The following is a 25,472-nucleotide window of genomic DNA, read 5'->3' as shown; positions in this document are numbered from 1 at the left end:
TCAAGCCTCAAAGAACTGGCGGATCGCGGCAGCCGCGCGATCCACCCCGGCAGCATCCACATCCAGATGCGTGACGAAGCGCAGGCGGTACAGGCCGACCGCGAGAATCCCGCTGGCCGCCAGATGCGCCAGCAGCGCGGCCGAACGCTCGCGCGCGGCGCCGACCAGGTCCACGAACACCATGTTGGTCTGCGGCGGCTCCACCTGCAGGCCGGGAATGCCCGCCAGAGCAGCGGCCAGCCAGCGCGCCAGCGCGTGGTCCTGCGCGAGGCGCTCGATGTGGTGGTCCAGCGCGTGCAGCGCGCCCGCCGCCAGCAGCCCGGCCTGGCGCATGCCACCGCCCGCCATCTTGCGGATGCGGTGCGCGCGCGCCAGAAACTCGCGCGAGCCGCACAGCGCCGAGCCCACAGGCGCGCCCAGCCCCTTGCTGAAACAGACCGAGACGCTGTCGAAGCACTGGGCGATGCGCCGCGCCTCGCTCAGGATGTCGACGCGCGTGACCGCCTGGCTCGCACGGTCAGCGCCCCCACGCTCGCCCACTGCGTGTGGCTCGCTGCCCCCCGAGGGGGCTGCGCCGCCTTGGGGCGGCCCGGCGGCGGGGCGCCCCAAGGCCGCCGTGGTTTGCTGTTGCTGGGCTTGCGCCATGGCCGCATTGAACAGCCGCGCGCCGTCGAGATGCCGCCCCAGCCCCTTGCGCGCCGCCAGCTCGGTCGCTTGCCGCACATAGTCGAACGGCAGCAGCTTGCCGCCCAGGGTGTTCTCCAGCGCCAGCAGCCGGGTGCGCGCAAAGTGCGCGTCGTCGGGCTTGATCGCGGCCTCGATGTCGGAAAGCGCCAGCGTGCCGTCGCCCTGATGCGCCAGTGGCTGCGGCTGCACGCTGCCGAACACCGCGGCGCCGCCACCCTCCCAGCGGTAGCAGTGCGCCATCTGGCCGGCGATGTACTCGTCGCCGCGCTGGCAGTGCGACAGGATGGCGCACAGGTTGCTCTGGGTGCCGGTGGGCACGAACAGCGCGGCCTCGAAGCCCAGCAGCGAGGCGATCCGGTCCTGCAGCGCGTTCACGCTCGGGTCATCGCCGAACACGTCGTCGCCCAGCGGGGCGGCCAGCATGGCGGCGCGCATGGCCGCGCTCGGCTGCGTCACGGTGTCGCTGCGCAGGTCCACCAGCGGCAATTCAGGATCAAGCGTCATATTGGCCTCCAGCCCTTATGGGTTCTTCACATTGCGCTACTATTTTGATAGTTAGCGAGATCACACCCGCGGCGCCAGAAAGTTCTTCAGCAGCGCGTGGCCGTGCTCGGTCAGGATGCTTTCGGGGTGAAATTGCACGCCCTCGATGTCCAGCGCCGTGTGCTTCACGCCCATGATCTCGCCGTCGTCGGTCCAGGCCGTGATTCTGAGGCAGTCGGGGCAGCTCGCGCGCTCGATGGACAGCGAGTGGTAGCGGTTCACGGTGAACTGCGCCGGCAGGCCTGCGAACACGCCCTCCTGCGTGGTCGTGATGACGCTGGTCTTGCCGTGCATGAGCTGCTGCGCGCGCACGACCTGGCCGCCGAAGGCGGCGCCAATGCTCTGGTGCCCCAGGCACACGCCCAGGATCGGCAGCTTGCCGGCAAAGTGCCGGATCGCCGCGACCGAAATACCGGCCTCCGCCGGCGTGCAAGGGCCGGGCGAGAGCACGAGGCGATCGAGCTGGCCGGCCTGCAGGCGCGCATCGATCTGCTCCAGCGTGACCTCGTCGTTGCGCAGCACCTCGACCTCGGCCCCCAGCTCGCCCAGGTACTGCACGATGTTGTAGGTGAACGAGTCGTAGTTGTCGATCATCAAGAGCTTCATGGCTTACTCCAGTCCTTCTTCCACCAGCTCGCTGGCGCGCAGCAGGGCGCGCGCCTTGGCTTCGGTCTCCCTCCATTCGAGCTCGGGCACCGAGTCGGCCACCACGCCGGCGGCCGCCTGCACGTATAGCGTCTGGTCCTTGATGATGCCGGTGCGGATCGCGATCGCCACGTCCATGTCGCCAGCGTAGCTGAGGTAGCCGCAGGCGCCGCCGTACAGGCCGCGCTTGGTCGGCTCGAGCTGGTCGATCAGCTCCATCGCGTGCACCTTGGGTGCGCCGGTCAGGGTGCCGGCCGGGAACGTCGCCTTGAGCACGTCGATGGCGGTCATGCCCTCATGAAGGATGCCTTCGACATTGCTCACGATGTGCATCACGTGGCTGTAGCGCTCGACCGCGAAGGCTTCGGTCACCTTGACCGTGCCCGTCTTGGCGATGCGGCCGATATCGTTGCGCGCCAGGTCGATCAGCATCACGTGCTCGGCGCGCTCTTTCGGGTCGTTGATGAGTTCCATCTCGGCCGCCTTGTCTTTCTCCGGCGTGGCGCCACGCGCTCGCGTGCCGGCCAGTGGACGGATGGTAATCTTTTGACCGCATTCGACCCCCACGCTTGCCACTTCGTGTGCTGCGCTGCCCCCCGCGGGGGCGCTCGCGCCCTGGGACGGCCCGGCGCCGCTCGGCACCTGTTCCTGGCGCACCAGGATTTCGGGCGAGGCGCCCACCACGTGGAAATCCCCGAAGTGGTAGTAGTACATGTAGGGGCTGGGATTGAGCGAGCGCAGCGCGCGGTACAGCGACAGCGGCGACTCGGTGTAGCGCTTCTTGATGCGCTGGCCGACCTGCACCTGCATGAAGTCGCCGGCCTCGATCAGCCTTTTGGCGCGCTCCACCGCGGCAATGTAATCGGCCTTGGCGAAATCGCGCTCGGCCGGGTAGCCCTGCGTCGGCTTGACCACCGGGGCGCTCACCGAGTACTTGAGCTGGTCCTTGAGTTCGCGCAGGCGCTTCTTGGCGTTGGCGAAGGCCTCCGGCGCGGCCGGGTCGGCATACACGATCAGGTACAGCTTGCCCGACAGGTTGTCGATCACGGCCAGTTCCTCGCACTGCAGCAGCAGGATGTCGGGGCAGCCGAGCGTGTCGGGCGGGCAGGTTTGCTCCAGCTTCTTTTCGATGTAGCGCACCGTGTCGTAGCCGAAATAGCCCGCGAGGCCGCCGCAAAAGCGCGGCAGTCCCGGGCGCAGCGCGACCTTGAAGCGTTTTTGGTAGGCGGCGATGAAGTCCAGCGGATTGGCACGGGACGTTTCCACCACCACCTCGTCGCGCACCAGTTCGGTTCTGGCATCAAGCCCGAAGCCGCTCGCGCGCAACAGCGTGCGTGCCGGCAGGCCGATGAAGCTGTAGCGGCCGAAGCGCTCGCCGCCGACCACGGATTCAAGCAAAAAGCTGTACTTGCCGCCGCCTTTGGAAAAGGCCAGTTTCAGGTACAGCGACAGCGGCGTTTCCAGGTCGGCAAACGCCTCCACCATCAGCGGAATGCGGTTGTAGCCTTGCGCCGCCAGACTTTTGAATTCAAGTTCGGTAATCACGATAAAGAGCCTCCTGCAGCCCGGCCCCGCAGGGCGGGGCATTCATTCAAAACCAATGCCTCTGGTGGAGGCGCATGGGTGCGGCGCTGCTGAGAGCTGGGGCCGCGCCGGTCAGGGTCGCACGAACGTTGGCTTGCGCCAAAGCCAGGCTCCCCGGCCTTGCAGACCCGGGCGGCAACCTGTGGAGGCGGTGCGCTGAATGAACATCGTGGCTGCAGTGTAGCAAACTCGCCCGGCGTCGCTCACCGCGCCCGACCGCCCGGGTAAACACGCAATTGACAGGTGCCGGGGCCGCTGATTGAATTCCGGGGAACTCCGTGTGCCCACCTATCGATCGCCTGTCCGTTCCCTTCCTGCCAAGTCGCTCGGGCCCCCGCCCGTCGGCTGCGCCAATCGCCCGGCACGCCACCCCCTGTTCCCCCTTTTGCAAAGGTAAGTCATGAATCGACGCAACGTGTTCGCCTGTCTGGCTTCGGCCCTGCCGTGGGCCGGCGCCTTCGGCGCCGAGCCGGCGCAAACGGGTGACATCGTGGTCGGACAGATCGGCCCCTTCACGGTGCTGCCCGCGCCCGACCCGAAGGAGCTCAACGAGGGCTTCAAGGCCTGTTTCCGCGAACTCAATGCGCGCGGGGGCATCAACGGGCGCAAGGTGTCGCTGTTCGAGCTCGACGACGCCTACAGTTTTGAAGGTTTTCGCAAGCAGTTGCCGGTCGCACTGGCGCGCAAGCCCGTAGCGCTGCTCTCGCCTGTGGGTTCGGCCACGCTCAAGGGCGTACTCGACGCCAGGCTGCTCGATGACGCGAACATCATCATCATCAATGCCGTCCCCGGTGCCGAGGTGCTGCGCTCACCCGGCCACCCCAAGCTGTTTCACATCCGGGCGGGCGACCAGCAGCAGATCCACAAGATCGTGGAGCACGCCAAGACCCTGACCATCAAGAGCATGGGCGTGCTGTACCAGAACATCCCCATCGGCACCTCGGGGTTTGCGGCCGCGCAGGAGGCTGCCGCCGAACTGGGCGACATCCGGATCACGGGCTTCAAGTCCACCAGCGAGGCCGGCGCCATCGCCGAGGCCGCCAAGGCCATGGCCCAGGCCAACGTGCAGTCCGGCCTGGTGGTGGGGCCGCCCAAATTCATGGGCGATGGCGTTGCCGCGCTGCGCCATGCAGGCGTGTCGCAGCAACTGTTCACGCTGTCCTATATCCCCGGCCCGGCCCTGCTCAAGGCCGCGGGCGAGGGCGCGCGCGGCGTCGGCATTGCGCAGACGTTTCCCAACCCGATGGGCTCCGTGCTGCCGCTGCAGCGCGAATTTCGCAGCGCCATGAAAAAGGCCTATCCGGCCATGACCAGCTACACCACCTTCCACATGGAGGGTTATGTCACGGCCCGGGTCTTTGTCGAAGCGGCCAGCCGCGCCAAAAGAATGACGCCCGAGGGAATTGCCCAGGCCCTGCGCGACATGGGCGAGCTGGACCTTGGCGGGTTCAGGGTGAATTTCTCCAAAAGCAACATCGGCAGCAACTTTGTCGACATCGGCGTGGTGCTGGCCGACGGCAAGCTGATGTATTGACCGCCCAGCCAGAGCGGGCCCAGAATCGACGAATCAAACAGGCATTTCATTTTTTAAATCCACATGAACACTTTCCCCACCTGGCTGGCCGGCATGGCCCTGTGTCTTTTGTCCATCACGTCCAGCGCCGCGCCTGTGGAGCTGGCCGGTGTCAAGCTGGAAAACAGTGCGAGCGTGCATGGCAGCAAACTGGAGCTGAACGGCGCCGGCATCCGCTACAAGGCCGTTTTCAAGGTCTATACGGCGGGCCTGTACCTCACCAAAAAAGCCGGCACGCCGGACGAAGTGCTGGCCATGCCGGGCCCGAAGCGCCTGAGCATCACCATGCTGCGCGACATCGACTCCGACGAACTCGGCAAGCTGTTCACGCGCGGCGTACAGGACAACGAGCCCAAGGGAGAAATGTCCAAGCTGATCCCCGGCCTGATCCGCATGAGCCAGGTCTTTTCGGACCAGAAGAAACTGCTGGCCGGTGACAACTTCCTGATCGAATGGGTGCCGGGCACCGGCACCATCCTGACGGTCAAGGGCAAGGTGCAGGGCGAGCCCTTCAAGGAGCCCGAGTTCTTCAACGCGCTGATGCGCATCTGGCTCGGCCCCAGCCCCGCCGACTGGAAACTGAAAGAAGCGCTGCTCGGCAAGCCCGCCTGACGGCGGCCTTTCAGGCGCCGACGACGCGCTCCAATTCCGCCAGAGAATCGACAAAGCCGTCGGCATCCAAGGCGCGCACCGGCTCGCCATGGTTGTAGCCGTAGGTCACCAGCAGCACCGGGCAGCCGGCAGCGCGCGCGGCCTGCGCGTCGTTGCTCGAATCGCCAATCATGAGCGTGCGCGCCGGCGCGGTGCCGAGCGCCTCGCAGGTCTTGCGCAGCGGCAGCGGGTCGGGCTTCTTGCGCTCGAACGCATCGCCGCCAAACACGTGACTGAAAAAGCCATCCAGTCCCTTGGCGTGCAACAGCGCGCGCGCATGCGCGGTGGGCTTGTTGGTCAGGCAGGCGAGCGGCAGGCCGCGCCGGCGCAGCGCGCGCAGGCCGTCGCGGGCACCGGGAAACACCATGGCGTACTGGCCATTGATGACCCCGTAGTGCCTTTGATAACTATCCAAGGCGTGCGGCAGCGTTGCTTCTAATTTCATAGCTTCTTGCCCATATTCGTTAAGGGCTAGAGCATGATTTAGTACACAATGGATGAGGTGCTCCGAGCCCTTGCCAACCCAGCGCCCCACCATCGCGCGATCGACCCGTGCCCGCGCCATGCCGGGCCCTGCCAGATCCGCCAGCATCAGGTTCAGGGCGGCCGCAAAATCACCGAGCGTGTCGATCAGCGTGCCGTCCAGATCGAGGATGGCGGCGTCAATTTCCGGGTGGCGCGGACACATAAACTTCAAGCCGTGGCGGGCAACAACTGCCAGAACATCCCGGGTGGCGCCGGCCGCCAATGCGCTGCGGCGCCGCTGGCCTGCGCCGCGCGCGCCCAGGCCAGCTCGATGAACACGGCGCACAGCAACGCCATGCCGCGTGCGTCTTCGTGGTCGAAGCGGGCAACGCTCGGGCTGTCCACGTCCCACACGCCGATCAGCGTGCCGCCGGGCGCGATCAGCGGCACCACGACCTCGGATTGCGAGGCCGAATCGCAGGCAATGTGGCCGGGGAACTCCTGCACGTCGCGCAGCAGCTGCGTGCTGCGGGTCTGGGCGGCGGTGCCGCACGCGCCATGGCCCAGGGCGATGCGGATACAGGCGGGCTTGCCCTGGAAGGGCCCCACCACCAGTTCCTTGCCGTCGTGGAAGTAGAAGCCCGCCCAGTTGAGATCGGGCAGCGAGTGGAACACCAGCGCCGAGAAATTGGCGGCGTTGGCGATCAGGTCGTGCTCGTCGGCGAGCAGCGAGCGGGCCTGTACGGCAAGCTCCGCATAATGCTGCGCCTTGGAAAGTGGCGCAGTCTGACTGGAAAGCTGGAACATGGAATCGTCCGATTAGAGGCGCCGGCGGCTTGACGGGAACGGCGTCTGGCCCCGAGGATTTTGAGTCTAGCATGCGCGAATTGCCTTCCCCGGCAGGCCGGCGCCGGCCTACAATTACCTCCGCGGTTGCATCTGATGCCGACCCGTCTGTATTCTTTGATTCGCGGGGAAAACACCATGACCCACGTGCATTTGCTGGATCGACTGATCGGCCCGGTGCCGCCGCCCCTGCGAACCGCCGCCGAACTGGCAGCGTTCGAGGCGATCCCGTACCTTGATCGCATCCTCCCGCAAAGCACCTACGAGGCCCTGCAACTCGGCGCGGCGGCCGACCCGGGCGCCGCCGCGATCCAGTTCCTGAAGAAGGCGGACCCCGGCGAGACGCCGCTCACGATCTCGTACGCCCGGTTCATGGCTCGCGTGACGCAGTCGGCCAACCTGTTCAGCGACCTCGGGGTGGGTCCGAACGACGTAGTGAGCTTGCTGCTGCCGCTGGTACCGCAGGCCTTCTTCGCGCTGTTCGGCGCGCAGGCGGCGGGCATCGCGAATCCGGTGAATCCCCTGCTCGCACGCGAGCAGATCACCGAGATTCTGCGTGCCGCCAACACCAAAGTGCTGGTCGCGCTCGGCCCCCTGCCGGGCTCCGACATCTGGAACAAGGTGCAGCGCATCAAGGACGATCTGCCGAACCTCAAGGCCATCGTGGTGGTGCACGGGGTGCACGGCACCGCCGACGAGGCCAACGTCGTGTACAGCTTCGATGCGCTGATCGACCGATACCCGGCCGACCGCCTGACCAGCGGCCGGCGCATCGCCGCGCACGACACGGCCGGCTACTTCCACACCGGTGGCACCACCGGCACGCCCAAGCTGGTGCGCCACACGCATGGCAACCAGGTGTACCAGGCCTGGGCCATGGGCCTGATGCTGCCCGTGGGCAGTGGACAGACCCTGCTGTTCGGGTTGCCGCTGTTTCATGTCGGCGGGGCGCTCACGCAGGGCCTGGCGCCGCTGGCGCTGGGCGGCACGCTGGTGGTCGTAGCGCCGGCGGGCTGGCGCGAGCCGAACGCCATCCGCAATGTCTGGCGGCTGGTGGAACGCTACCGGCCGGCCGTGTTCGGCGGCGTGCCCACGGTACTCGCGGCCGCGCTGGGCGTGCCGGTCGCGGGCGCGGACATCTCGAGTATCCGCATCGCCTCCGGCGGCGGCTCGGCAATCCCGGTGGCCGTCGGCCGGGCGTACACCGAGCAGTTCCACGTGCCGGTGCTCGAGGTCTACGGCATGACCGAGACTTCCAGCGTGCTCACCATGAGCTATCCCGACCGGCCCGTGCGGCTGGGCTCGGCAGGCCATGCCGTGCCCTACAGCCGCGTGCGCATCGTCAAGCTCGACGCCGAGGGGCGCTGCCTCGGGGATTGCGCCGCGAACGAGATCGGCGTGGTCGCCATGGCCGGACCGGGCGTGTTCTCGGGCTACCTCAGCGAGGCGCACAACCACGGCGCCTTCGTCGAGCCCGGGTGGGTGAACTCAGGCGACCTGGGCCGGCTCGACGACGAGGGCTACCTGTGGCTCACGGGCCGCGCCAAGGACCTCATCATTCGCGGCGGCCACAACATCGATCCGCTGGCCATCGAAGAGGTCTTCTTCCGGCATCCCGCGGTGGCGCTGGCCGCCGTGGTGGGCGAGCCCGATGCCTACGCCGGGGAGTTGCCGGTGGCCTTCGTACAACTCAAGCCGGACGCGAAGATCGACGCGGCGGCGCTGCTGGACTACGTGCGCGAGCGCACGCCCGAGCGCGCCGCCGTGCCGGCGCACCTGTATTTCATCGACCCGCTGCCGCTCACGGCGGTGGGCAAGGTGTTCAAGCCCGCGCTGCGCCGGGACGCCACCCGGCGCGCGGTCAGCCGGATGCTCGCTGATCTGCAGCCGCCCGGCGGCAGCCTCACCGTCGAGGTGAACGCCCATGCCGCGCACGGCAGCCTGATCACGGTCGCAATCCAAGGCGTGGCAGAGCCGGCCCGGGCGCTTCTCGCGCAGCAGGTGCACGAGCGGCTGAACCCGCTGGTGATGCGGCACGAGGTGGTCTGAGGGCAGGACTCACCGGCAGCCCATGCGTGCGTCGTTGTGGCAAACGCCAGCGCGCTTTACGCCTTCGCGAGCTCCGCGCGCATTGCGGCTATCGTGGCCTTGTAATCCGGCTTGCCGAAAATCGCGCTGCCCGCCACAAAGGTGTCGGCCCCGGCGGCGGCCACGCGCGCGATGTTGTCCTCCTTGATGCCGCCATCGACTTCGAGCCGGATGTCGCGGCCGCAGGCGTCGATGCGCTTTCGCACCGCTTCTATCTTGCGCAGCGCCGAGTCGATGAAGCTCTGGCCGCCAAAGCCCGGGTTGACACTCATGATCAGCACCAGGTCGATGTCATCGATCATCCAGTCCAGCACATCCAGGCTGGCCGCCGGGTTGAACACCAGGCCGGCCTTGCAGCCCTTGGCCTTGATGGCCTGCACGCTGCGGTGCACGTGGGGGCCGGCGTCGGCATGAAAGCTGATCTGGTCGGCCCCCGCGTCGGCAAACGAGGCCGCCAGCGCATCGACCGGCTGCACCATCAGGTGCACGTCGATCGGCACCGGCGTGCCGTCGGGCTTTTTGGCATGCGGCTTGAGCGCCTGGCAGATCATCGGCCCGAAGGTCAGATTCGGCACGTAATGGTTGTCCATCACGTCGAAATGAACCCAGTCGGCACCGGCGGCGATGACGTTCTTCACCTCGTCGCCCAGGCGCGCAAAGTCGGCGGACAGGATGGACGGGGCGATGCGGAAACGGGGGGGCGTGGTCTGGCTCATGCCCATATTGTCGCAGTGAGCTACGCGTTACCATGCTCCCATGCCGAAATACCAGATCATTGTGGATGTGCAGCCGCGCTATCTGCCCGAGCAGTCGGAGCCCCTCGATAACGTCTTTGGCTTCGCCTACACCGTCACCATCACCAACGATGGCGAGGTGCCGGCGCAGGTCATCGCGCGTCACTGGTTCATCAGCGATGCCGACGGCCACACCGAGCAGGTCAAGGGACTGGGCGTGGTGGGCCATCAGCCGCTGCTCAAGCCGGGCGAGTCGTTCCAGTACACCAGCGGCTGCCGATTGCGCACCGCCAGCGGCACCATGCATGGCAGCTATTTTTGCGTGGCGGAGGATGGTGAGCGCTTCGAGGCACCCATCCCCATGTTTGTCCTCGATGCCGGCAGCGGCGACACCCCGACCCGCCGCGTGCTGCACTGAGCCACTGACCCCCTTGCATGCGTGACCTGAGCACCCTGCTGCGCGAACTCGATCCGCAGGCGGGTCGGGGTGTCGACGCTGCCGGCCGATTTCGGCTTCGCGCCGCGTACCGCCTTTGTCAGCGAACTGGCCGAGCGGCTGCGCCACAAGCTGCTGCCCGGTACACCCGGGACCACCGATGCGGCCGAGCTGTTCCTGCTGGCACTGCCCACGCCATTCGATGCCCAATGGCTGGCCCTGCGCGCCCACAACGTGAGCGGCGTGGCGCGCGCGCGGATTCGTGCGGCGATCTGGGCGCGCTGGCGCCATGCGCCGCTCAGCTTCTCCATCCCGCCCCGGGACATCCACCCGCCGCAAAACGCGCCGGCTTGACACGATATGATGCTCCGAATCTGCCTCGCGCAACGCGACGCCATCTCGAAGGCCATGCTGGGTCACTTGGGCAAGCAGCCTCTGCAGCTCGACCCGGCTCCCGATCAACCCGCCAAAGGAGCCCCCTCATATGAATGAAATCATGGCCATCTGGGCGCAATGGCTCAAACCCTCGGCCGGCCTGCCCACGGTGCAGTGGTCGATCCTGCTGGCGCTGGCCGCCGCCGCCGGCCACCTGGTGCAACGCTATCTGGGCCTGCCCAAGGTGCTGGGCTACTCGGTGGTGGGGGCGTTTGCCGGCCTGGCCGGCTTCACGGGCGCCGTCTGGCCGCTGCAGGGCATCGGGCTGTTCCTGGTGGAGCTGGGCGTGGCGGTGGTGCTGTTCGAGGCCGGCGGGCGCATTCCGCTGCGCTGGTTCCGCCACAACCCGATGGTGCTGGTGCAGAGCCTGCTCGAATCGTTCGGCACGCTGGCGCTGGTGTTCTGGGTGCTGCGCTTGCTGGACGTGCCGCAGGCCGTGGCCGAGCCGCTGGCGCTGGTGACCATGGCGGCCTCGCCGGCGGTGCTGATGCGGGTGGTGATGGACACCCGCGCATCCGGCCCCATGACCGAGCGGGCCATGGTGCTGTCGACCCTGAGCACGCTGTATGCGCTGACGCTGGTCAGCGCCCAGGCCGGCCTGATGGACCGGCCGCACATCGGGATGATGGACACGCTGTACCCCATCGCCGTGGTGCTGGGCCTGTCGGTGGTGGTGGGCGGCATTTTGGCGTTGGCGCTGCGCTCGGCCCTGCGCGTGATGAGCCCGAACAGCGAGAACACCTCCATCCTGCTGCTGGCGCTGATTGCCGTGGGCACCGCGCTGGCGGCGCATTTTGGCGGCTCGGCACCGCTGGCGGCGCTGCTGGGCGGCATGCTGCTCAAGCATCTGAACCCGCGCCCGTGGGCCTGGCCGCGCCAGTTGGGGACCGCCTCGTCGCTCTTGACCATGCTGATGTTCGTGCTGGTGTCAGTGGTGGCGGCCCAGGCCGACTGGAACAAATCGGTGGTCACGCTGGTGCTGGCACTGGTGGCGGCGCGCGCGCTGGCCAAGATCCTGGGCGTGGCGTTCGGCAATGCCGGCAGCGGCGCCAGTTGGAAGCAGGCCCTGTGGGTCGGCTGCGCGATGTCACCGATGTCCTCCATCGCCCTGCTGCTGGTCTCGCAGTTCGTCGCCGCGTCGCCCTCCCAGGGCCCGATGATTGCCGGCATCGCCCTGCCCGCGATCCTGCTGATGGAGATGCTCGGTGCCGTGATTGCCACGGTCGCCATTCACCGCGCCGGGGAGAGTTCGAAACCGTGGGCCCCAGTACTGCTGGGCTCCACCCTGGGAGATGGCCATGAGTCTTGAACCGTTTCAGCAGTCGGCGGCGCTGTCGCTTGGTGTCGAGCTGGAGTTGCAGCTGGTCAACACGCACGACTACGACCTGGCGCCCTATGCCGAAGACATGCTGCGCATGATGGCCAAGTACAAGCTGCCGGGCGCCGTGGTGCCCGAGATGACCTCAAGCATGATCGAGATCTCCACCGGCGTGTGCCGCTCCTCGTCCGAGGTGCTGGGCCAGCTCTCGCAGATCCGCGATGCGCTGGTGAAATGCGCCGACAAGCTCAACATCGCCGTGGTGGGCGGCGGCACGCACCCGTTCCAGCAATGGCACGAGCGGCGCATCTACGACAAGCCGCGCTTTCGCGAGCTGTCCGACCTGTACGGCTACCTGTCGAAACAGTTCACCATCTTCGGCCAGCACGTGCACGTGGGCTGCCCCGATGCCGACAGCGCGCTGCTGACGCTGCACCGCATGTCGCGCTACATCCCGCACTTCATTGCGCTGTCGGCCTCCAGCCCGTATGTGCAGGGGCAGGACACGGCGTTCGACTCGGCCCGGCTGAACTCGGTGTTTGCGTTTCCGCTGTCCGGGCGGGCGCCGTTTGCGCTGACCTGGGACGAGTTCACCGTGTACTTCAACAAGATGACGAAGACCGGCGTGGTCAGGAGCATGAAGGACTTCTACTGGGACATCCGGCCCAAGCCCGAGTTCGGTACCATCGAGATCCGCGTGTTCGACACGCCGCTCACGGTGGAGCGCGCCGCCGCACTGTCGGCCTACGTGCAGTCGCTGGCGTCCTGGTTCATGAACGAGCAGCCCTTCATGCCCGCGGAGGACGACTACCTGGTCTACACCTACAACCGCTTCCAGGCTTGCCGCTTCGGGCTCGACGCGGTCTACGTGGACCCGGCCACCGGCGAGCACATGGCGCTGCGCGAGCATATTTTGCTGACCATGCACCAGATCAACAAGCACGCCGAAGCGGTCAGCGCCAGCAGCTCGCTCAAGGTGCTGCGCGGCGACATCAACCGCAACCACAACGACGCGCGCTGGCTGCGCGAGCGCCAGGGGCAGGAGCGGCTGCTGGCCGAGGTCATCCGCCAGGCCGCCGGGCGCTTTCGCGGCAGTGCGCCGCAGTCCTGAACATGGGCGAATTCGACCTGATTGCACGCTATTTCACGCGGCCCACGCCCAACGCGGCGCTGGGCGTGGGAGACGACTGCGCGCTGTTGCAACCCGGCCCCGGCATGCAACTCGCCATCTCCTGCGATATGCTGGTCGAGGGTCGGCATTTCCTGTCCACGGTGGACCCCGGCAAGCTGGGCCACAAGGCGCTGGCCGTGAACCTGAGCGACCTGGCCGCCTGCGGCGCCAAGCCACTGGCCTTCACGCTGGCGCTGGCGCTTGAGCGCGCCGACGAGGCGTGGCTGGCGCCGTTCTCACGCGGCCTGCTGGCGCTGGCCGACCTGCATGGCTGCGAGCTGATCGGCGGCGACACCACACGGGGGCCGCTCAACATCTGCATCACAGTGTTTGGCGAAGTCCCAGCAGGCCAGGCGTTGCTGCGCTCGGGCGCCCGGGCCGGCGATGACCTGTATGTCAGCGGCACGCTGGGCGATGCACGGCTGGCGCTGGACGTGTTTCGCGGCACGCAGAGCGTGCCGGCCGCCGTGTTCGAGCAGGCCCGCGCCCGCATGGAGCAGCCGACGCCGCGCGTGGCGCTCGGCCTGGCGCTGCGCGGCATCGCGCATGCGGCGATCGACGTGAGCGACGGGCTGCTGGGCGATCTGGGCCACATCCTCGATGCCTCGGGCGTCGGTGCGGTCGTCGATACTTCAATTACTATTAATTTGATAGCTGCATGCCAAGACTCAACAAGGGTTACAGCCCTATTTGATGCTGATACACAGCTCGGCTACGTGCTGGCGGGCGGCGACGACTACGAACTGGTATTTACCGCGCCGGCCTCGAAGCGCGACGCGGTACACGCAGCGGCAGAGCAGGCGCAAACCCCGGTCACGCGCATCGGACACATCGAGGCGCAGCGCGGCCTGCGGCTGGTCGATGCCCAGGGCCGGCCCGTGTCGGTGCAGCATCTGCGCTCCTTCGATCACTTCGCCTGATGCCCATGACCGCCGATCCTCCGAGCCTCCCCGTTCGTCCCAGCGCGAGGTTCATGTTTGCGCACCCCGCGCACCTCCTGGCCATGGGCTTTGGCTCGGGCCTGAGCCCCGTCGCGCCCGGCACGGCCGGCACGCTGTGGGCGTGGCTGGCCTATCTGGTGATGACGCTGTGGTTCTCGCCGACGCAGATAGGACTTGTCATCGCGCTCTCGCTGCCGCTGGGCTGGTGGGCCTGCAGCGTCACCGCGCGCCACATGCGGGTGCAGGACCCCGGCAGCATCGTGTGGGACGAGGTGGTGGCGTTCTGGATCGTGCTGTGGCTGGTCATGCCCACCGGTTTTTGGGGCCAATTGGTGGCGTTCGCGCTGTTTCGCTTCTTCGATGCGGTCAAGCCGGGGCCGGTGGCCTGGGCCGATCGCAGCTTCAAGGGCTGGGGCGCACGCGGCGGCTTTGGCATCATGTTCGACGACCTGGTGGCGGCGTTGTGCAGTCTGCTGCTGATCGCCGCGTGGAGGTTCTTTCTATGAACGCAGAGAAGGGTCGCCCCGAGCCAGTTCAGCCCCCTCGGGGGGCGGCGACCACACACAGTGAGAGAGCGTGGGGGTCAAATCCCGAGTCGCTATCAAAGCCAGAGCAGACTGCACAGGAACTGTGTGGGCTACTGGCCGATTTTCTTCAAAGGAAACACTGGCTCATGGCCAGCGCCGAGAGCTGCACCGGTGGCCTGATTGCCGGCGCCTGCACCGACCTGGCCGGCTCCAGCAACTGGTTCGAGCGCGGTTTCGTGACCTACTCGAACGAAGCCAAAACCGGGATGCTGGGCGTCGACGCCGCCCTGATTGCGCAGCACGGCGCTGTCAGCGAGCCGGTGGCCCGCGCCATGGCCGAGGGCGCGCTGGTCCATTCGCGCGCGCAAGTATCGGTGGCCGTCACAGGCATTGCCGGGCCAACCGGCGGCAGCGCGGCCAAGCCGGTGGGCACGGTCTGGTTTGGCTGGTGCGTGCAGGGGCAGGTGACGTCGGAGGTTCGGCGCTTCGACGGCGACCGCGCCACCGTGCGCGCGGCCGCTGTGCGCCATGCCTTGCGGCGGCTGCTGGCGCTGGCGTTGGCGGCCTGAGCCGCTCAGGGCTACAAGGCGGCCAGGCCAATCTGCTCGATCGCGTCGGCCAGCCAGTCATCGGGCAGCCGGCCCGGTGCGCCGGCTGCAACCATGCTCACGGCCCAGCCGCCTTGCGCCTGGCGTACCTGCACCGACTCGCCCCACCACAGCAGCCATGCGAGCCACGCCACGCCGGCCGCGGTCGGGACTTGCTGGGCCGGTCCGTCGAGCAGCGCGGTTAGCGTCGCGCGATCCGGCACCACGAGGCTCTCGCCCGCGGCCTGCGCGGGCACCGCCAGGGCAGTGGCCAGAATGGTGAGTGCCTGCGCAGGGGTTTTGCCGACCCGCGCGCCAAAGTCCAACTGCCACTGCGCCAGCAACTGCCCGATGGCGACGCCGCGCTGTGCCTCCGACTGCATCAGATCGGCATGGTCGATGCGGCGCCAGTCGATGCTGGGTGCCGCGCACCCGACGCGCTGCGCGCTGTCCAGGAACACGGAAAAGCCGGCAGCATAGTCGCCTGGCACAAAACCTGCGCACACCAGCGCCAGCTGGGTGATGCGGCTGGCCAGCATCTGCTGCTGCTGCACCAGCATCTTTTCGCGCACCAGGCTGTCGCGCTCATTGCGCAGCTCGGCCAGCTCGAGCGCATTCTTCAGGTCGGCGCGCAGGCTCTCCAGATCCCACGGCTTGGTGATGTAGCGGTAGATTTCGCCGGCGTTGATGGCCTCGATGGCCTCGCCCATCTCGGAGTACGCCGTGGTCAGCATGCGCACCACGGTCGGATGATGCTCGCGCGCGTAGCGCAGCAGCTCGTTGCCATGCGCGCCCGGCATGCGCTGGTCCGACACCAGCACGGCGATTTCGGCGCCGCGCGTGCGCAGCATCTCCTTGCCCTCCTCCACGGAAATTGCCGTGAGCACCGGGGCAATGGGGCTGACCAGGCGCTCAAAATATTTGAGCGCCATGGCCTCGTCGTCAACGTACAGAATTTTCACAGCGGTCATTTGCAGGCCTTCACCAAAAACACAGATCCCAATCAGGGTTTGAAATACAGGGACACGGTCGCGCCATGGCCCAGTTCGGAGCTCAGCTCGATGGAGCCGCCGAGCGACTGCACCACGCGGCGGCAGAACATCAGCCCCATGCCATTGCCGCCCGACTGCGCACGGGTGGTCACCGGTTCACGTGTCAGCTTGGCCAGAATCTCGGGGGCAATGCCGTGGCCGTTGTCGATAAAGCGGATCCAGGGCCGGGCGCGGCCCTCGGGCCCGGGCTCGCGCCCCAGCACGATGCGCAGGCGCGGCTCGGGCTGCTCCTGCAGTGCGAGCAGCGCGTTCTTGGTCAGCGTGGAGAGCACCAGGTAGAGCAGGTCACGTTGACCCGGCAAGGCAAAATCGACCGCCACCTCGCAACTGACCCAGCTATGCTCCTCGCGCTCAAACGGAAATTCCTTGAGCAGCGCCTGAACCAGGTTGCTCGCCGTGACCGGCTGGTCGATTGAGCCCGGGTAGGCGTCCCGCGCCGAACGCACGAACGCCGACACCAGAGACTGGCAATACAGCGCGCTGCGCTGCGCGCCGGCCAGCGCGGCCATCACTTCGCCCGGCTCGCGCTCGGAAAAACAGGCCACGCGAGCCGCCTCCTCCTGCGTTTGCGTTGCGGCCTGGTCCGCCGGCGCCTGGTACCGGTCCGTGATGGCCGACACAAACCCGCGCACCGTGGCCAGTGGCGTGTTCAGTTCATGTGCCAGAAAGCCCAGGGTTTCGCGCATCGCCAGCATGCGGTTTTCCAGCAGGGCCCGCTCCATCGTCTGGGCCCGGAACAGCGTCATCGCCTCGCGCAGGATCAGCCTGGTTTGCACCAGGTCCAGGGGTTTCTCGAGGATCCGAAACACATGGCCTTCGTTGATCGCGGCAATGGCCACGTCTTTTTCGGCATAGGCGGTGGCCAGCAGGCGCACCAGATGCTTGAAGTCGCGCTGCACCGCCAGCAGCAGATCAAGCCCGTTGCGCTGCGGCATGCGGTAGTCTGTGACCAGCAGGGCCACTGACGGGCCGTGCTCGCGCAGCAGCGCCAGCGCCTCGTCCACGCCTGTGGCGGTCAGGACATTGAACTCGTCGGCAAATGTGCGGGCGAACCACTTGCACGACTGCGGCTCGTCGTCCACGAACAAAATCACGGGCTGACCCGCGCGCGCGCCGGCAGGTGCTGGGTCGGATGCATTGGGAGGGGCAGCTGGGGACGGCATGGTGTCGTACACGTTCAAACCGAGGGGTCGGCCACGCCGAGATCGAAACTGAACTCGGTCCAGACGCCCGCTTCGCTGTTCACACTCAAGATGCCGCCATGGCGCTGGATGATGGCGTAGCTCACGCTCAGCCCCAGCCCCAAGCCCTGGCCTACGCTGCGCGTGGTGAAGAAGGGCTCGAACACGCGGGTCAGATTGTCCGGTTCGATACCGGTGCCATTGTCGCGCACCGTCACGTACAGGCGCCCGTCCCGGTGCTGCCCGGTGACTTCGATGCACGGCTGCGCGCGCGCGGCCTTGCGCAGGGCCAGCGCCGCGTTGCTGAACAGGTTGATCATGACTCCGATGATGGCCGGCTCGTCGCCGCGCACATGCGTGTCCTGCGGCCAGTGCACCTGCACGTCCACGCCGCTGAGTTCGTGGCCGGTCAGGCGCTGCGCCGACAGCACGGCCTTTTCCAGCAGGAAGATGCGGCTGCTGTCTTCGCCCGGCTTCTGGTAGGCGAAGGTCTTGAGGTCGGAGACGATGTTCTGCACCCGCGCCAGGCCCTCCTTGGCGTCGACCAGGCTTTCCTTGAGGTCGGCACTCTGGCCCACCACCGGATCGAGCATGGCCATGTTCAAGGCCATCATGCTGTAGTTCACCGGATTGTTCACCTCGTGCATCAGGCCGGCTGACAAGGTGCCCAGTGCCGCCATTTTTTCCTGCTGAATCATGTGGCCCTTGATTTGCGCGAGCGCCTGGTTGGTGCTCACCAGCGTGGCGTTTTTTTCCGCCACCTCGCGCTGCAGGCTAAACAGTTGCAGACGCGCCCTCTCGTTGAAGTAAGTACATACCGCACTGGCCGCTGCCGAAAACAGGAGGAACAGCGAGTTGCCCGCGAGGCGTTCCAGATCCGACAGTCCGGCCGGATTCAGGGCGCACGCCAGCAGGTAGATCGCATAGGTGAAAAGACCAAAACCAACCCCTTCGAGAAAGGTGATGGGCAAGACAATGCCGGCTGCATACAGCGCCAGATGCAGGCCCACGAAGTAGATGGAATGCACACCCTCGGTGACACCGATCATCCAGGCAATCATCATCTGCGGCAACGCCAGCCACAGCAGGGTCAGGGACCGCACCCAGGCACGCCCGGCTGCCGTGTACAAGGCCAGGAAGATCAGCAGCGTGAGCAGCGCGATGCCCACGCGGACCGCCATGAACTGGCCGAGCCGCTCGGGATAGACCGCAATATCCAGCCCCACCCCCAGCAGCACCAGCACCAGCGAAGTGATGCTTCCCGCCTTGCTGTACGCAACGCGGAATTCGCTCAGCTCCTGGTGATAGGGCGACTCGGTTCGGCTGAACATGGACAGTGACCCGTCCACGACCTCAGGCACCTGCGGTAACCTGAAACTCGGCGAAAATGTTGGCTCCGGTGTCATCGGTGTAGAGCCGGGTGTTTTCCCGGTTATGTGGCAAGACGCTTTCCAGCTGGGCTTCATCGCGGTAAATCAGGTGCCACTCGAGCAGGTGTTCCATGCCATGGCGCTCCGGGTTGCTGGAGTGCACATTGGTGACCAGCACGCTGCCCCCTACGTTGCTGCGTGAGACGAAATACTGCAGCAGCCGTGAACAGACCTTGTCCGACAGGTAGTCAAACAGGCCCGCGCAATAGACAAAGTCGAACTGCGCCTGCGCGTCGAGCGGGTCATCCTTTTTCGAGGCCCGTTTCAGCAACTGGTGCACCGACTCGTGGATGTATTCCACCTGGACCTGTTTGCCGTGCGCCTGGCAGCTCTTCTCAATGCAGGAACGCGTGTACGCCAATGTTTCTTCGCTGAAATCCATCAGCTTGAACATCAGACGCTCCGGGTGCGGATGCTGGGCGATGAAGCGCTGGATCTCCACGGCTGGGCCGCAGCCCACGTTCAGGATGCTGATGTCACGCTGCTCGCGCTGCGCCCGCTCGGCGGCCTTGTTCAGGTAGCCCACCAGGATGTCGATCCGGTTGCGGTGCGCCTGGGCCACGATACACCGGATGAACATCGTGTTGATGATCTGGAAATAAGTGCTGTTGCCCTGGCGCGGATCGCTCAACATCTGGTTCACCATCTCGTAGTCACCGGCATAGCCCATCGGCTTGGCGAACGTGCGGTATACAAACGGGGCGCGCAGCAGCAGCGGATGCAGCGCCGTCTGGGCAAAATTGCGGTGCGCGACGCTGTCTTCCACGTCGATCAGTTTCGCCTCTTCCTCCAGCCAGACCAGATACTCCTTGCCCTTTTGCATGATGGGCGTGGCCAGTTCATAGAAGATATCTTCCCGGATCCGACCCTGCGCATCGCGCGGCAGCACATCCGACATGTCGGCCTGGTCGGCCCAGCGCGAGGTCTCGGATAAAAAGGTGCGTGCCTCGCTGATTGCGACCTGGTAGCTTCGGCTGATGCGAAAACGCGCGTTCCACTCTTCGACGAAGGTCTTTGCCTCCGCCTCGACGCGCGACAAATCGCCCCGGATCGCATTGAATTCGGACCAGTCGTCGGTCAGGGTGACGGACACCAGTGCCATCAGGCCCGTATTGAGCATACTGACGACGACCGCGTTGCCCTTGTAGATGGTGCGGTCGCCGGCGCGCACGGTGACATCGCGCAGCACTTCGCTGACCTGCACGATGGAGTACGGGTTGTAGATCTCCATCACCAGCGAGTGGCGCTGGTGATTGGTCAGTGTGCCGCGGACGGAGTCGCCCTGGCTGTTGCGAAAAGTGATGACAGGGTCTATTTGGCGGAGGGTCTGCACGGCGTCTGACGATCAGAAAATGGGAGGGATTCACTGTCTCAAGGAATGGGTCAGCGTACCACGCGGGGCAAATTGACCCAAAAGAATTACACGGCTTGCCTCCCGTTTTGATTTGGTCAAGCGCTCGGCTACATTCTGTCACTGATGAGCACGCCATAACTGCGGACACAAGGCGGCTGTGGCGAGACAGCGACAGTCGCACCGGCAGGCGGCCAATTGCGCACTAAGCCACGGTTTATGCTTTTTTGGGCGTCCTGGTGCGCGACATCCCGTCTGCGCAAGCTATTATTCCGGCCAGGGACCTTTCTTCCAGTCCAACAACGCCAACCGAAGATTCACGATGCTCAAGTTTTTGCGCTTTGGGCGCTCGCCTGATTCAGTGCTCACCACCATGACGGCCACGACCGCGGCCGAGATCGAGGCCGAAGTCCGCCGGCTGGACATCGATGCCGCCATCGCCGCCGAAGAAAGCTGGAAGGTGCGGCTCGACGCCTACCTGGCGGGCAAATCCACCGAGGATTTTCGTCCCGAAGTGATCTGCTTCGACGACCGCTGTGAGCTCGGCAAGTGGCTGCACGGCCCGGGGCGCGCACGGCTGGGCAAATACACCTCGTTCAAGCTGCTGGTGGCCGAGCACAAGAACTTCCACTACCACGCCTCCAACGTGGTGAGTTTTGTCGAGTCCGGCCGCCTCGACAAGGCAGTCAACCTGCTGACCACCGATTTCGAGCGCAGCAGCGCGCGCGTGGTGGAGTTACTGAATCTGCTCAGGGAGCCCTGAGCAGCCCGGTCAACTCGCGCCGTGGCACTTTTTGTATTTCTTGCCGCTGCCGCACCAGCAGGGGTCGTTGCGGCCCGGCGTCGCCGCCTTGCGCACCGTCTCGACACGCGGGCCGATGCCTTGCCACAGGTCATACAGGTCGTACACGCTCCATAGGGCTTCGCCAAAGGCGTCGACACGCGCCTCGCTCACGCTTGCGGGGCCGTCCTCGCTGAACATGCACAGCGCGGGCGGCCCGCTGTCGTCTTCCGTCATCGCCACCAGGGCCTGCAAGTCCTCGTCGAGCCGCTGCGCGGCCTGCCTGTCGCGCGGGGCGACCCATTCCTCGGGCCAGCTCTCCACCGCAAACATGAAGCCCAGCGCCCAGATCTGGCCGAAGGATGGCAGTTCCTGCTCCGCCATCGCCGCCTGCTCTGCCTGCGGCAGGCTGGCCACGGCGCCGCGCACGTCCATCACCTCGGGCTGGTAGGCGCGGTCGTCGTCGAGCGACTCGACGTCGGCGCTCAAAGCTTGCGCCACTTCGCGCCAGCGCTGCGACCACAGTTGCATGAAACGCTGCTGCTGGGCCGCGTCGGCAAACGAACCGTCCGCGCCGGCATCGCCTCCCCGCGCCTCATCGGTGCCAAGCAACACGGGCAAATACTCGCTGGCCGCGATGGGGCGCCGGCAGCACAGCAGGGCCGCCATGAAGCCCTCGCAAAACTCCCACTGCGGGGTCTCGTCGTTGCGCGTGCGCAGCTCGTCCAGGATGGCGTCAAGTTCGTCGAACGCCGCGGCGTCGAGCGGCTCGGCGGCACTGGCGTCGGGCGCCGCAGGATCGGATGAAGGGGGCGTTGGGTTCATGGTTCGACTCGTCGTTCGCGTGGGTCAGGTCACCCTATTGTTACAGCCGGGGCTTGAGGCCTTTTTGCCGACGGGGCGAAATGTCTGCCCGTGTGATGCGGGGCAGGCCTTCATTGGCCACGCTACGCTACAAATTCAATAGCTGTCTGTGCTTTTACACCAAGGGCCAGCAACTGTTTTTGCATGCAAAGGATAGCGTTGTCCTTGCTGAGTAACGGCGCCTGGTGTGCGACGGCCAGGTCGATGAACTTCTGGTCGTCGGGGTCGGCGCAGGTGACGACAGCACGAACCGGTGCATCGACCAAATGCGCGTGGCGGTCGAACGCCAACAGCACGCCGGCGGCACCCTGCACGGCCGCCGCCAGCCGCGCCGCAATGTGCGGGTAGCCCAGCACGCGCGCCAGCTCGTCGCGCATGGCGGGGGTCGCCAGCCAGTGCAGACCCTCGTCCAGTGCCTGCGCCAGCGGCTGCGCGGCCGGGTCGCTGAAGACCCACAGGTCGAGGACGATGTTGGTGTCGAGGACGACCGTCATGCGGCCTGCTGCGCAGGCCGGCGGAAAAACGGGGTCAGAGCACACGTCCGTTTCACTCCCGGTGATCCGACCCCATTTTTCCGCCCGGTGATCCGACCCCATTTTCGCGGTCCAACCCCATTTTTTCCCCGCTTTTGCGCGCAGAGCCCTGGACCATGTCGAAGCGGAACAGGCGGCATTCGATCGGGCCGTTCCACATCGGCACGCGGCGCGATTCCTTCAGGCGCATGCGGCTGGGCAGTTTCAGGTCGGGCGTCAGCACCCAAGCGGTCCAGCCGGCGTAGTTTTTCTTCCAGTGGGCGGCGAGACGGCTGAAGAATTCGCCGCCTTCCTCGCTGTCCATCTGGGCGCTCTCACGCGCGCCGAAGCGCGCCACGTCCTGCGTGAAGACGCGCCCGCGCGCGCCGCCTCCGGCCACGCCGGCGACCTCGATGCGCTCGCCATAGGGAGGATTCACCAGCATCACGCCGCTGGCCGCCGGCGGCAGCCGCTGCAGTGCGTCGCCGCCGCGGAATTCCACCGCGGCGCCGACGCCGGCGCGCGCCGCGTTGCGCTGCGCGAAATCCACCATCCGGTGCGCCACGTCACTGCCAAATATGGGTGCGGCCGGTGTCGTTTGTGCCGCCAGCGCTTCGTTTTTGATAGCGGACCAGACATGACTCTGGAACGGCAACAGCTTCTCGAAGCCGAAGCGGCGCAGCGACCCCGGCGCGATGCGGCAGGCGATTTGCGCCGCCTCGATCGCGATCGTGCCGCTGCCGCAGCACGGGTCGTACAGCGGCGTCGCGGCATCCCAGCCGCTGGCGGCCAGCATGGCGGCGGCCAGCGTTTCCTTCAGCGGGGCCTCGCCCTTGTCCTCGCGCCAGCCGCGCTTGAACAGCGGCTCACCCGAGGTGTCGATGTAGAGCAGGGCGCGGTCGGTCGTCAGGTGCAGGTAGATACGCGCGTCGGGCCACTGGGTGTCCACGTCGGGGCGCACGCCGCTCTTGTGGCGGAAGCGGTCGGCAATCGCGTCCTTGATTCTGAGCGCGGCAAAGTTCAGGCTGGTCAACGGGCTGTGCTGCGCCGTGACCTCGACCTTGAAGGTCTGCCGGGTCGTGAACCAGATCTCCCAGGCCACGCTGGCGGCGGCGTGGTACAGATCCTGTTCGTTGCGATACTCGGTGTTGGAGAGCTCGACCAGCACGCGCTGGGCCAGCCGGCTGTGCAGGTTCAGCAGCAGCGCATCGCGCCACGACGCGTTAAGCTGCACGCCGCCGCGCAGCGTCTGCAGATCCCGCTCGGCGGCGCCGGTGATGCGCTGCGCCTCCAGGCCCAGCAAGGCTTCCACGCCGGCCGCGCAGGGCAGAAAAAGTTGCAGCTGGTTCACAGGGTTTTTCTCAGGTTGGTGGGGGCGATCCGCAGCGCCTCGCGGTATTTGGCCACGGTGCGGCGCGCGCACTCGATGCCCTGTTCCTTCAGCATGTCGGCAATCTGGTTATCGCTGAGCGGCTTGCAGGGATCTTCAGCCGCCACAAACTGCTTGATCAGTGCGCGCACTGCTGTGCTCGAGGCATTGCCGCCGGTTTCGGTGCCCAGGCCCGAGCCAAAGAAGTATTTGAGCTCGAAGGTGCCATACGGCGTGGCCATGTACTTGGCGGTGGTCACGCGCGAGATGGTGGACTCGTGCAGGCCGAGTTCGTCGGCAATCTCGCGCAGCACCAGCGGGCGCATCGCCAGCTCGCCGTGCACAAAGAAGCTCTTTTGCCGCTCCACGATGGCGTTGGCCACGCGCAGGATGGTGTCGAAACGCTGCTGGATGTTCTTGATGAACCAGCGCGCCTCCTGCAGCCGCTGCTGCAGCGCCGCGTGGTTCGACGCATCGCGCCCGCCGCTCTTGTGTTGCTTGAGTGCATTGGCATAGATGTCGTGCACGCGCAGGCGCGGCATCACGTCGGGATTGAGCTGCACGCGAAACTTGGGCTGGCCGCCGCGCCCGACGTTGGTCACGATCACGTCGGGCACCACGATATTGCGCTCGACCTGCACGAAGCGCCGCCCCGGCTTGGGCTCGAGCCGGCCGATCAGCGCCATGGCGGCCTTGACCTGCGCTTCAGTGGCGCCGCACAGCTGCACCAGTCGCCGCACGTCGCGCCGCGCCAGCAGGTCCATGGGCTGGGCGCACATGCGCAGCGCCACCTCGACGACCTCCTGGCGCGCCGGGTCGCCGTGATCAAAGTCCTGCAGTGCGCGCAGCTGCAGCGCCAGGCATTCGCCCAGATGCCGCGCGCCGACGCCCGTGGGCTCCAGGTGCTGCAAGAGCGACAACGCCACCGTGAAACACTGCACCAGTTCCTCCACCTGCGCCTCGTCGGTGCCGGCCAGCCCTTCGGCCAGCGACTGCAGCGTGTCTTCCAGGTAGCCGTCGTCATTCAGCGATTCGATCAGGAAGTGCAGCGCGGCGCGGTCTTCCTGCGACAGGCGCAGTGAGAGCGCCTGGCGGTGCAGGTGCGACTGCAGCGATTCCTGACTGCCCGCCAGCTCGGTGGCATCCATTGCATCCGCGTCGCCCAGGTTGTTGCTGCGCGCGGGCGCGTCGCCGCCCCATTCGCTGTCGTCGGGCCGGACCTCGCTGGTGCCGTCACCGTCCCAGCTTTGCTCTTCGTCGCGGCCCGACAGCGGAAATTCAGCATCATTTTGAGCTGTAGCCCTCATGTCGTCCTGGCTACCAGCTACCGAATTAGTAGCAAAATCGGTGTCACGGTCGTCTTCGCGCACCCGCGTGTCGGACTGCGCCAGGCCGAATTCCTCGCGCGGCGCTTCCAGCTCGGCGACCTCCAGGAACGGGTTGTCATCGAGCATCTGCTCCACTTCCTGGCTCAGCTCCAGCGTCGAGAGCTGCAGCAGCCGGATCGACTGCTGCAGCTGCGGCGTCAGCGCCAGATGCTGCGAAATGCGAAGTGACAGGCCCTGCTTCATGGCGTCAGGCGACCGCCGCGCCGCCCCAAGGAGAAGCAGTACACGCAATGGCAAGCGCGGGGAGCACCCGGCCGGCGCCGGGCCGCCCCAAGGCGGCCGACGGCCCCCTCGGGGGGCAGCGCAGTACACG

Annotated in this window: 23 protein-coding genes and 2 pseudogenes; 11 read left to right on the top strand and 14 right to left on the bottom strand. The window is 66.4% G+C overall.

Annotated elements, in window-relative coordinates:
- From EUB48_RS01415 to EUB48_RS01405, 3 genes are read right to left on the bottom strand one after another with little or no spacing between them, the layout of a single operon-like run.
- The gene (locus EUB48_RS01415) at positions 1 to 1,191 is read right to left on the bottom strand and encodes a GntG family PLP-dependent aldolase (protein ID WP_142817237.1); all 1,191 of its coding nucleotides are present in this window, start codon (positions 1,189 to 1,191) and stop codon (positions 1 to 3) included.
- A 60-nt stretch (positions 1,192 to 1,251) separates the two neighbouring features.
- Complete coding sequence (locus tag EUB48_RS01410) at positions 1,252 to 1,836, bottom strand: anthranilate synthase component II (protein ID WP_142817235.1); 585 nt, start codon at positions 1,834 to 1,836, stop codon at positions 1,252 to 1,254.
- Between the two features lie 3 nt (positions 1,837 to 1,839).
- Positions 1,840 to 3,420 carry an anthranilate synthase component I family protein gene (locus tag EUB48_RS01405; protein ID WP_142817233.1) on the bottom strand — a complete coding sequence of 527 codons (1,581 nt, stop codon included), beginning with the start codon at positions 3,418 to 3,420 and terminating at the stop codon, positions 1,840 to 1,842.
- A 439-nt stretch (positions 3,421 to 3,859) separates the two neighbouring features.
- On the opposite strand from EUB48_RS01405, the gene EUB48_RS01400 reads away from it, so the two are divergent.
- Entirely contained in the window at positions 3,860 to 4,993 is a 1,134-nt protein-coding gene (locus EUB48_RS01400; protein WP_142817232.1) for an ABC transporter substrate-binding protein, read from the top strand.
- 63 nt (positions 4,994 to 5,056) lie between these two features.
- A complete protein-coding gene (locus tag EUB48_RS01395) occupies positions 5,057 to 5,644 on the top strand; it encodes a chalcone isomerase family protein (protein WP_142817230.1) in 588 nt (195 codons plus the stop codon).
- Between the two features lie 10 nt (positions 5,645 to 5,654).
- On the opposite strand, the gene gph is transcribed toward EUB48_RS01395, so the two are convergent.
- Both gph and EUB48_RS01385 read right to left on the bottom strand, forming a co-directional pair.
- Positions 5,655 to 6,371 carry a phosphoglycolate phosphatase gene (gph, locus tag EUB48_RS01390; RefSeq protein WP_142817228.1) on the bottom strand — a complete coding sequence of 239 codons (717 nt, stop codon included), beginning with the start codon at positions 6,369 to 6,371 and terminating at the stop codon, positions 5,655 to 5,657.
- 89 nt (positions 6,372 to 6,460) lie between these two features.
- Positions 6,461 to 6,955, bottom strand: a pseudogene (locus tag EUB48_RS01385) (GAF domain-containing protein); the annotation flags it as partial.
- 177 nt (positions 6,956 to 7,132) lie between these two features.
- On the opposite strand from EUB48_RS01385, the gene EUB48_RS01380 reads away from it, so the two are divergent.
- The gene (locus EUB48_RS01380; protein ID WP_142817224.1) at positions 7,133 to 9,043 is read left to right on the top strand and encodes an acyl-CoA synthetase; all 1,911 of its coding nucleotides are present in this window, start codon (positions 7,133 to 7,135) and stop codon (positions 9,041 to 9,043) included.
- 56 nt (positions 9,044 to 9,099) lie between these two features.
- Here the strand turns inward: EUB48_RS01380 and rpe are convergent, their stop codons facing one another.
- Positions 9,100 to 9,798 carry a ribulose-phosphate 3-epimerase gene (gene rpe, locus EUB48_RS01375; RefSeq protein WP_142817223.1) on the bottom strand — a complete coding sequence of 233 codons (699 nt, stop codon included), beginning with the start codon at positions 9,796 to 9,798 and terminating at the stop codon, positions 9,100 to 9,102.
- Between the two features lie 40 nt (positions 9,799 to 9,838).
- On the opposite strand from rpe, the gene apaG reads away from it, so the two are divergent.
- The 7 genes and pseudogenes from apaG to EUB48_RS01340 all read left to right on the top strand — a co-directional run bounded on the left by apaG (position 9,839) and on the right by EUB48_RS01340 (position 15,213).
- Complete coding sequence (gene apaG, locus EUB48_RS01370; protein WP_142817221.1) at positions 9,839 to 10,234, top strand: Co2+/Mg2+ efflux protein ApaG; 396 nt, start codon at positions 9,839 to 9,841, stop codon at positions 10,232 to 10,234.
- A gap of 63 nt (positions 10,235 to 10,297) precedes the next feature.
- Positions 10,298 to 10,471, top strand: a pseudogene (locus tag EUB48_RS21570) (hypothetical protein); the annotation flags it as partial.
- 265 nt (positions 10,472 to 10,736) lie between these two features.
- Entirely contained in the window at positions 10,737 to 11,996 is a 1,260-nt protein-coding gene (locus tag EUB48_RS01360; RefSeq protein ID WP_142817217.1) for a cation:proton antiporter, read from the top strand.
- A complete protein-coding gene (locus EUB48_RS01355; protein WP_142817216.1) occupies positions 11,986 to 13,116 on the top strand; it encodes a YbdK family carboxylate-amine ligase in 1,131 nt (376 codons plus the stop codon). Before EUB48_RS01360 ends, EUB48_RS01355 begins: the two co-directional genes overlap by 11 nt.
- A gap of 2 nt (positions 13,117 to 13,118) precedes the next feature.
- Entirely contained in the window at positions 13,119 to 14,096 is a 978-nt protein-coding gene (thiL, locus tag EUB48_RS01350; RefSeq protein ID WP_142817214.1) for a thiamine-phosphate kinase, read from the top strand.
- Complete coding sequence (locus tag EUB48_RS01345; RefSeq protein WP_142817212.1) at positions 14,096 to 14,623, top strand: phosphatidylglycerophosphatase A family protein; 528 nt, start codon at positions 14,096 to 14,098, stop codon at positions 14,621 to 14,623. The genes thiL and EUB48_RS01345 overlap by 1 nt, the downstream gene beginning before the upstream one ends.
- A gap of 122 nt (positions 14,624 to 14,745) precedes the next feature.
- Entirely contained in the window at positions 14,746 to 15,213 is a 468-nt protein-coding gene (locus EUB48_RS01340; RefSeq protein ID WP_244618465.1) for a CinA family protein, read from the top strand.
- A gap of 11 nt (positions 15,214 to 15,224) precedes the next feature.
- On the opposite strand, the gene EUB48_RS01335 is transcribed toward EUB48_RS01340, so the two are convergent.
- The 4 genes from EUB48_RS01335 to EUB48_RS01320 are packed head-to-tail and all read right to left on the bottom strand — an operon-like array spanning position 15,225 to position 20,227.
- A complete protein-coding gene (locus EUB48_RS01335) occupies positions 15,225 to 16,202 on the bottom strand; it encodes a response regulator (RefSeq protein WP_142817208.1) in 978 nt (325 codons plus the stop codon).
- 32 nt (positions 16,203 to 16,234) lie between these two features.
- Complete coding sequence (locus EUB48_RS01330; RefSeq protein ID WP_142817206.1) at positions 16,235 to 17,446, bottom strand: hybrid sensor histidine kinase/response regulator; 1,212 nt, start codon at positions 17,444 to 17,446, stop codon at positions 16,235 to 16,237.
- A 14-nt stretch (positions 17,447 to 17,460) separates the two neighbouring features.
- Positions 17,461 to 18,795, bottom strand: a complete 1,335-nt coding sequence (locus EUB48_RS01325; RefSeq protein WP_142817204.1) for a sensor histidine kinase — start codon at positions 18,793 to 18,795, stop codon at positions 17,461 to 17,463.
- A 22-nt stretch (positions 18,796 to 18,817) separates the two neighbouring features.
- A complete protein-coding gene (locus tag EUB48_RS01320; RefSeq protein ID WP_142817202.1) occupies positions 18,818 to 20,227 on the bottom strand; it encodes a class I SAM-dependent methyltransferase in 1,410 nt (469 codons plus the stop codon).
- Between the two features lie 340 nt (positions 20,228 to 20,567).
- Between EUB48_RS01320 and EUB48_RS01315 the strand changes: the two genes are divergently transcribed.
- Positions 20,568 to 21,008, top strand: a complete 441-nt coding sequence (locus tag EUB48_RS01315; RefSeq protein WP_142817200.1) for a CZB domain-containing protein — start codon at positions 20,568 to 20,570, stop codon at positions 21,006 to 21,008.
- A 9-nt stretch (positions 21,009 to 21,017) separates the two neighbouring features.
- On the opposite strand, the gene EUB48_RS01310 is transcribed toward EUB48_RS01315, so the two are convergent.
- The 4 genes from EUB48_RS01310 to EUB48_RS01295 all read right to left on the bottom strand — a co-directional run bounded on the left by EUB48_RS01310 (position 21,018) and on the right by EUB48_RS01295 (position 25,342).
- A complete protein-coding gene (locus EUB48_RS01310; protein WP_142817198.1) occupies positions 21,018 to 21,851 on the bottom strand; it encodes a YecA/YgfB family protein in 834 nt (277 codons plus the stop codon).
- A gap of 122 nt (positions 21,852 to 21,973) precedes the next feature.
- Complete coding sequence (locus tag EUB48_RS01305) at positions 21,974 to 22,384, bottom strand: putative toxin-antitoxin system toxin component, PIN family (RefSeq protein ID WP_142817196.1); 411 nt, start codon at positions 22,382 to 22,384, stop codon at positions 21,974 to 21,976.
- A gap of 52 nt (positions 22,385 to 22,436) precedes the next feature.
- Positions 22,437 to 23,753 carry a THUMP domain-containing class I SAM-dependent RNA methyltransferase gene (locus EUB48_RS01300; protein ID WP_142817195.1) on the bottom strand — a complete coding sequence of 439 codons (1,317 nt, stop codon included), beginning with the start codon at positions 23,751 to 23,753 and terminating at the stop codon, positions 22,437 to 22,439.
- Entirely contained in the window at positions 23,750 to 25,342 is a 1,593-nt protein-coding gene (locus EUB48_RS01295; protein WP_142817193.1) for an RNA polymerase factor sigma-54, read from the bottom strand. The genes EUB48_RS01300 and EUB48_RS01295 overlap by 4 nt, the downstream gene beginning before the upstream one ends.
- Between the last annotated feature and the right edge of the window lie 130 nt (positions 25,343 to 25,472).

Source organism: Rhodoferax sediminis (genome assembly GCF_006970865.1).
Lineage (GTDB): Bacteria > Pseudomonadota > Gammaproteobacteria > Burkholderiales > Burkholderiaceae_C > Rhodoferax_A > Rhodoferax_A sediminis.
This window is presented reverse-complemented; position numbering and strand designations above follow the sequence as displayed.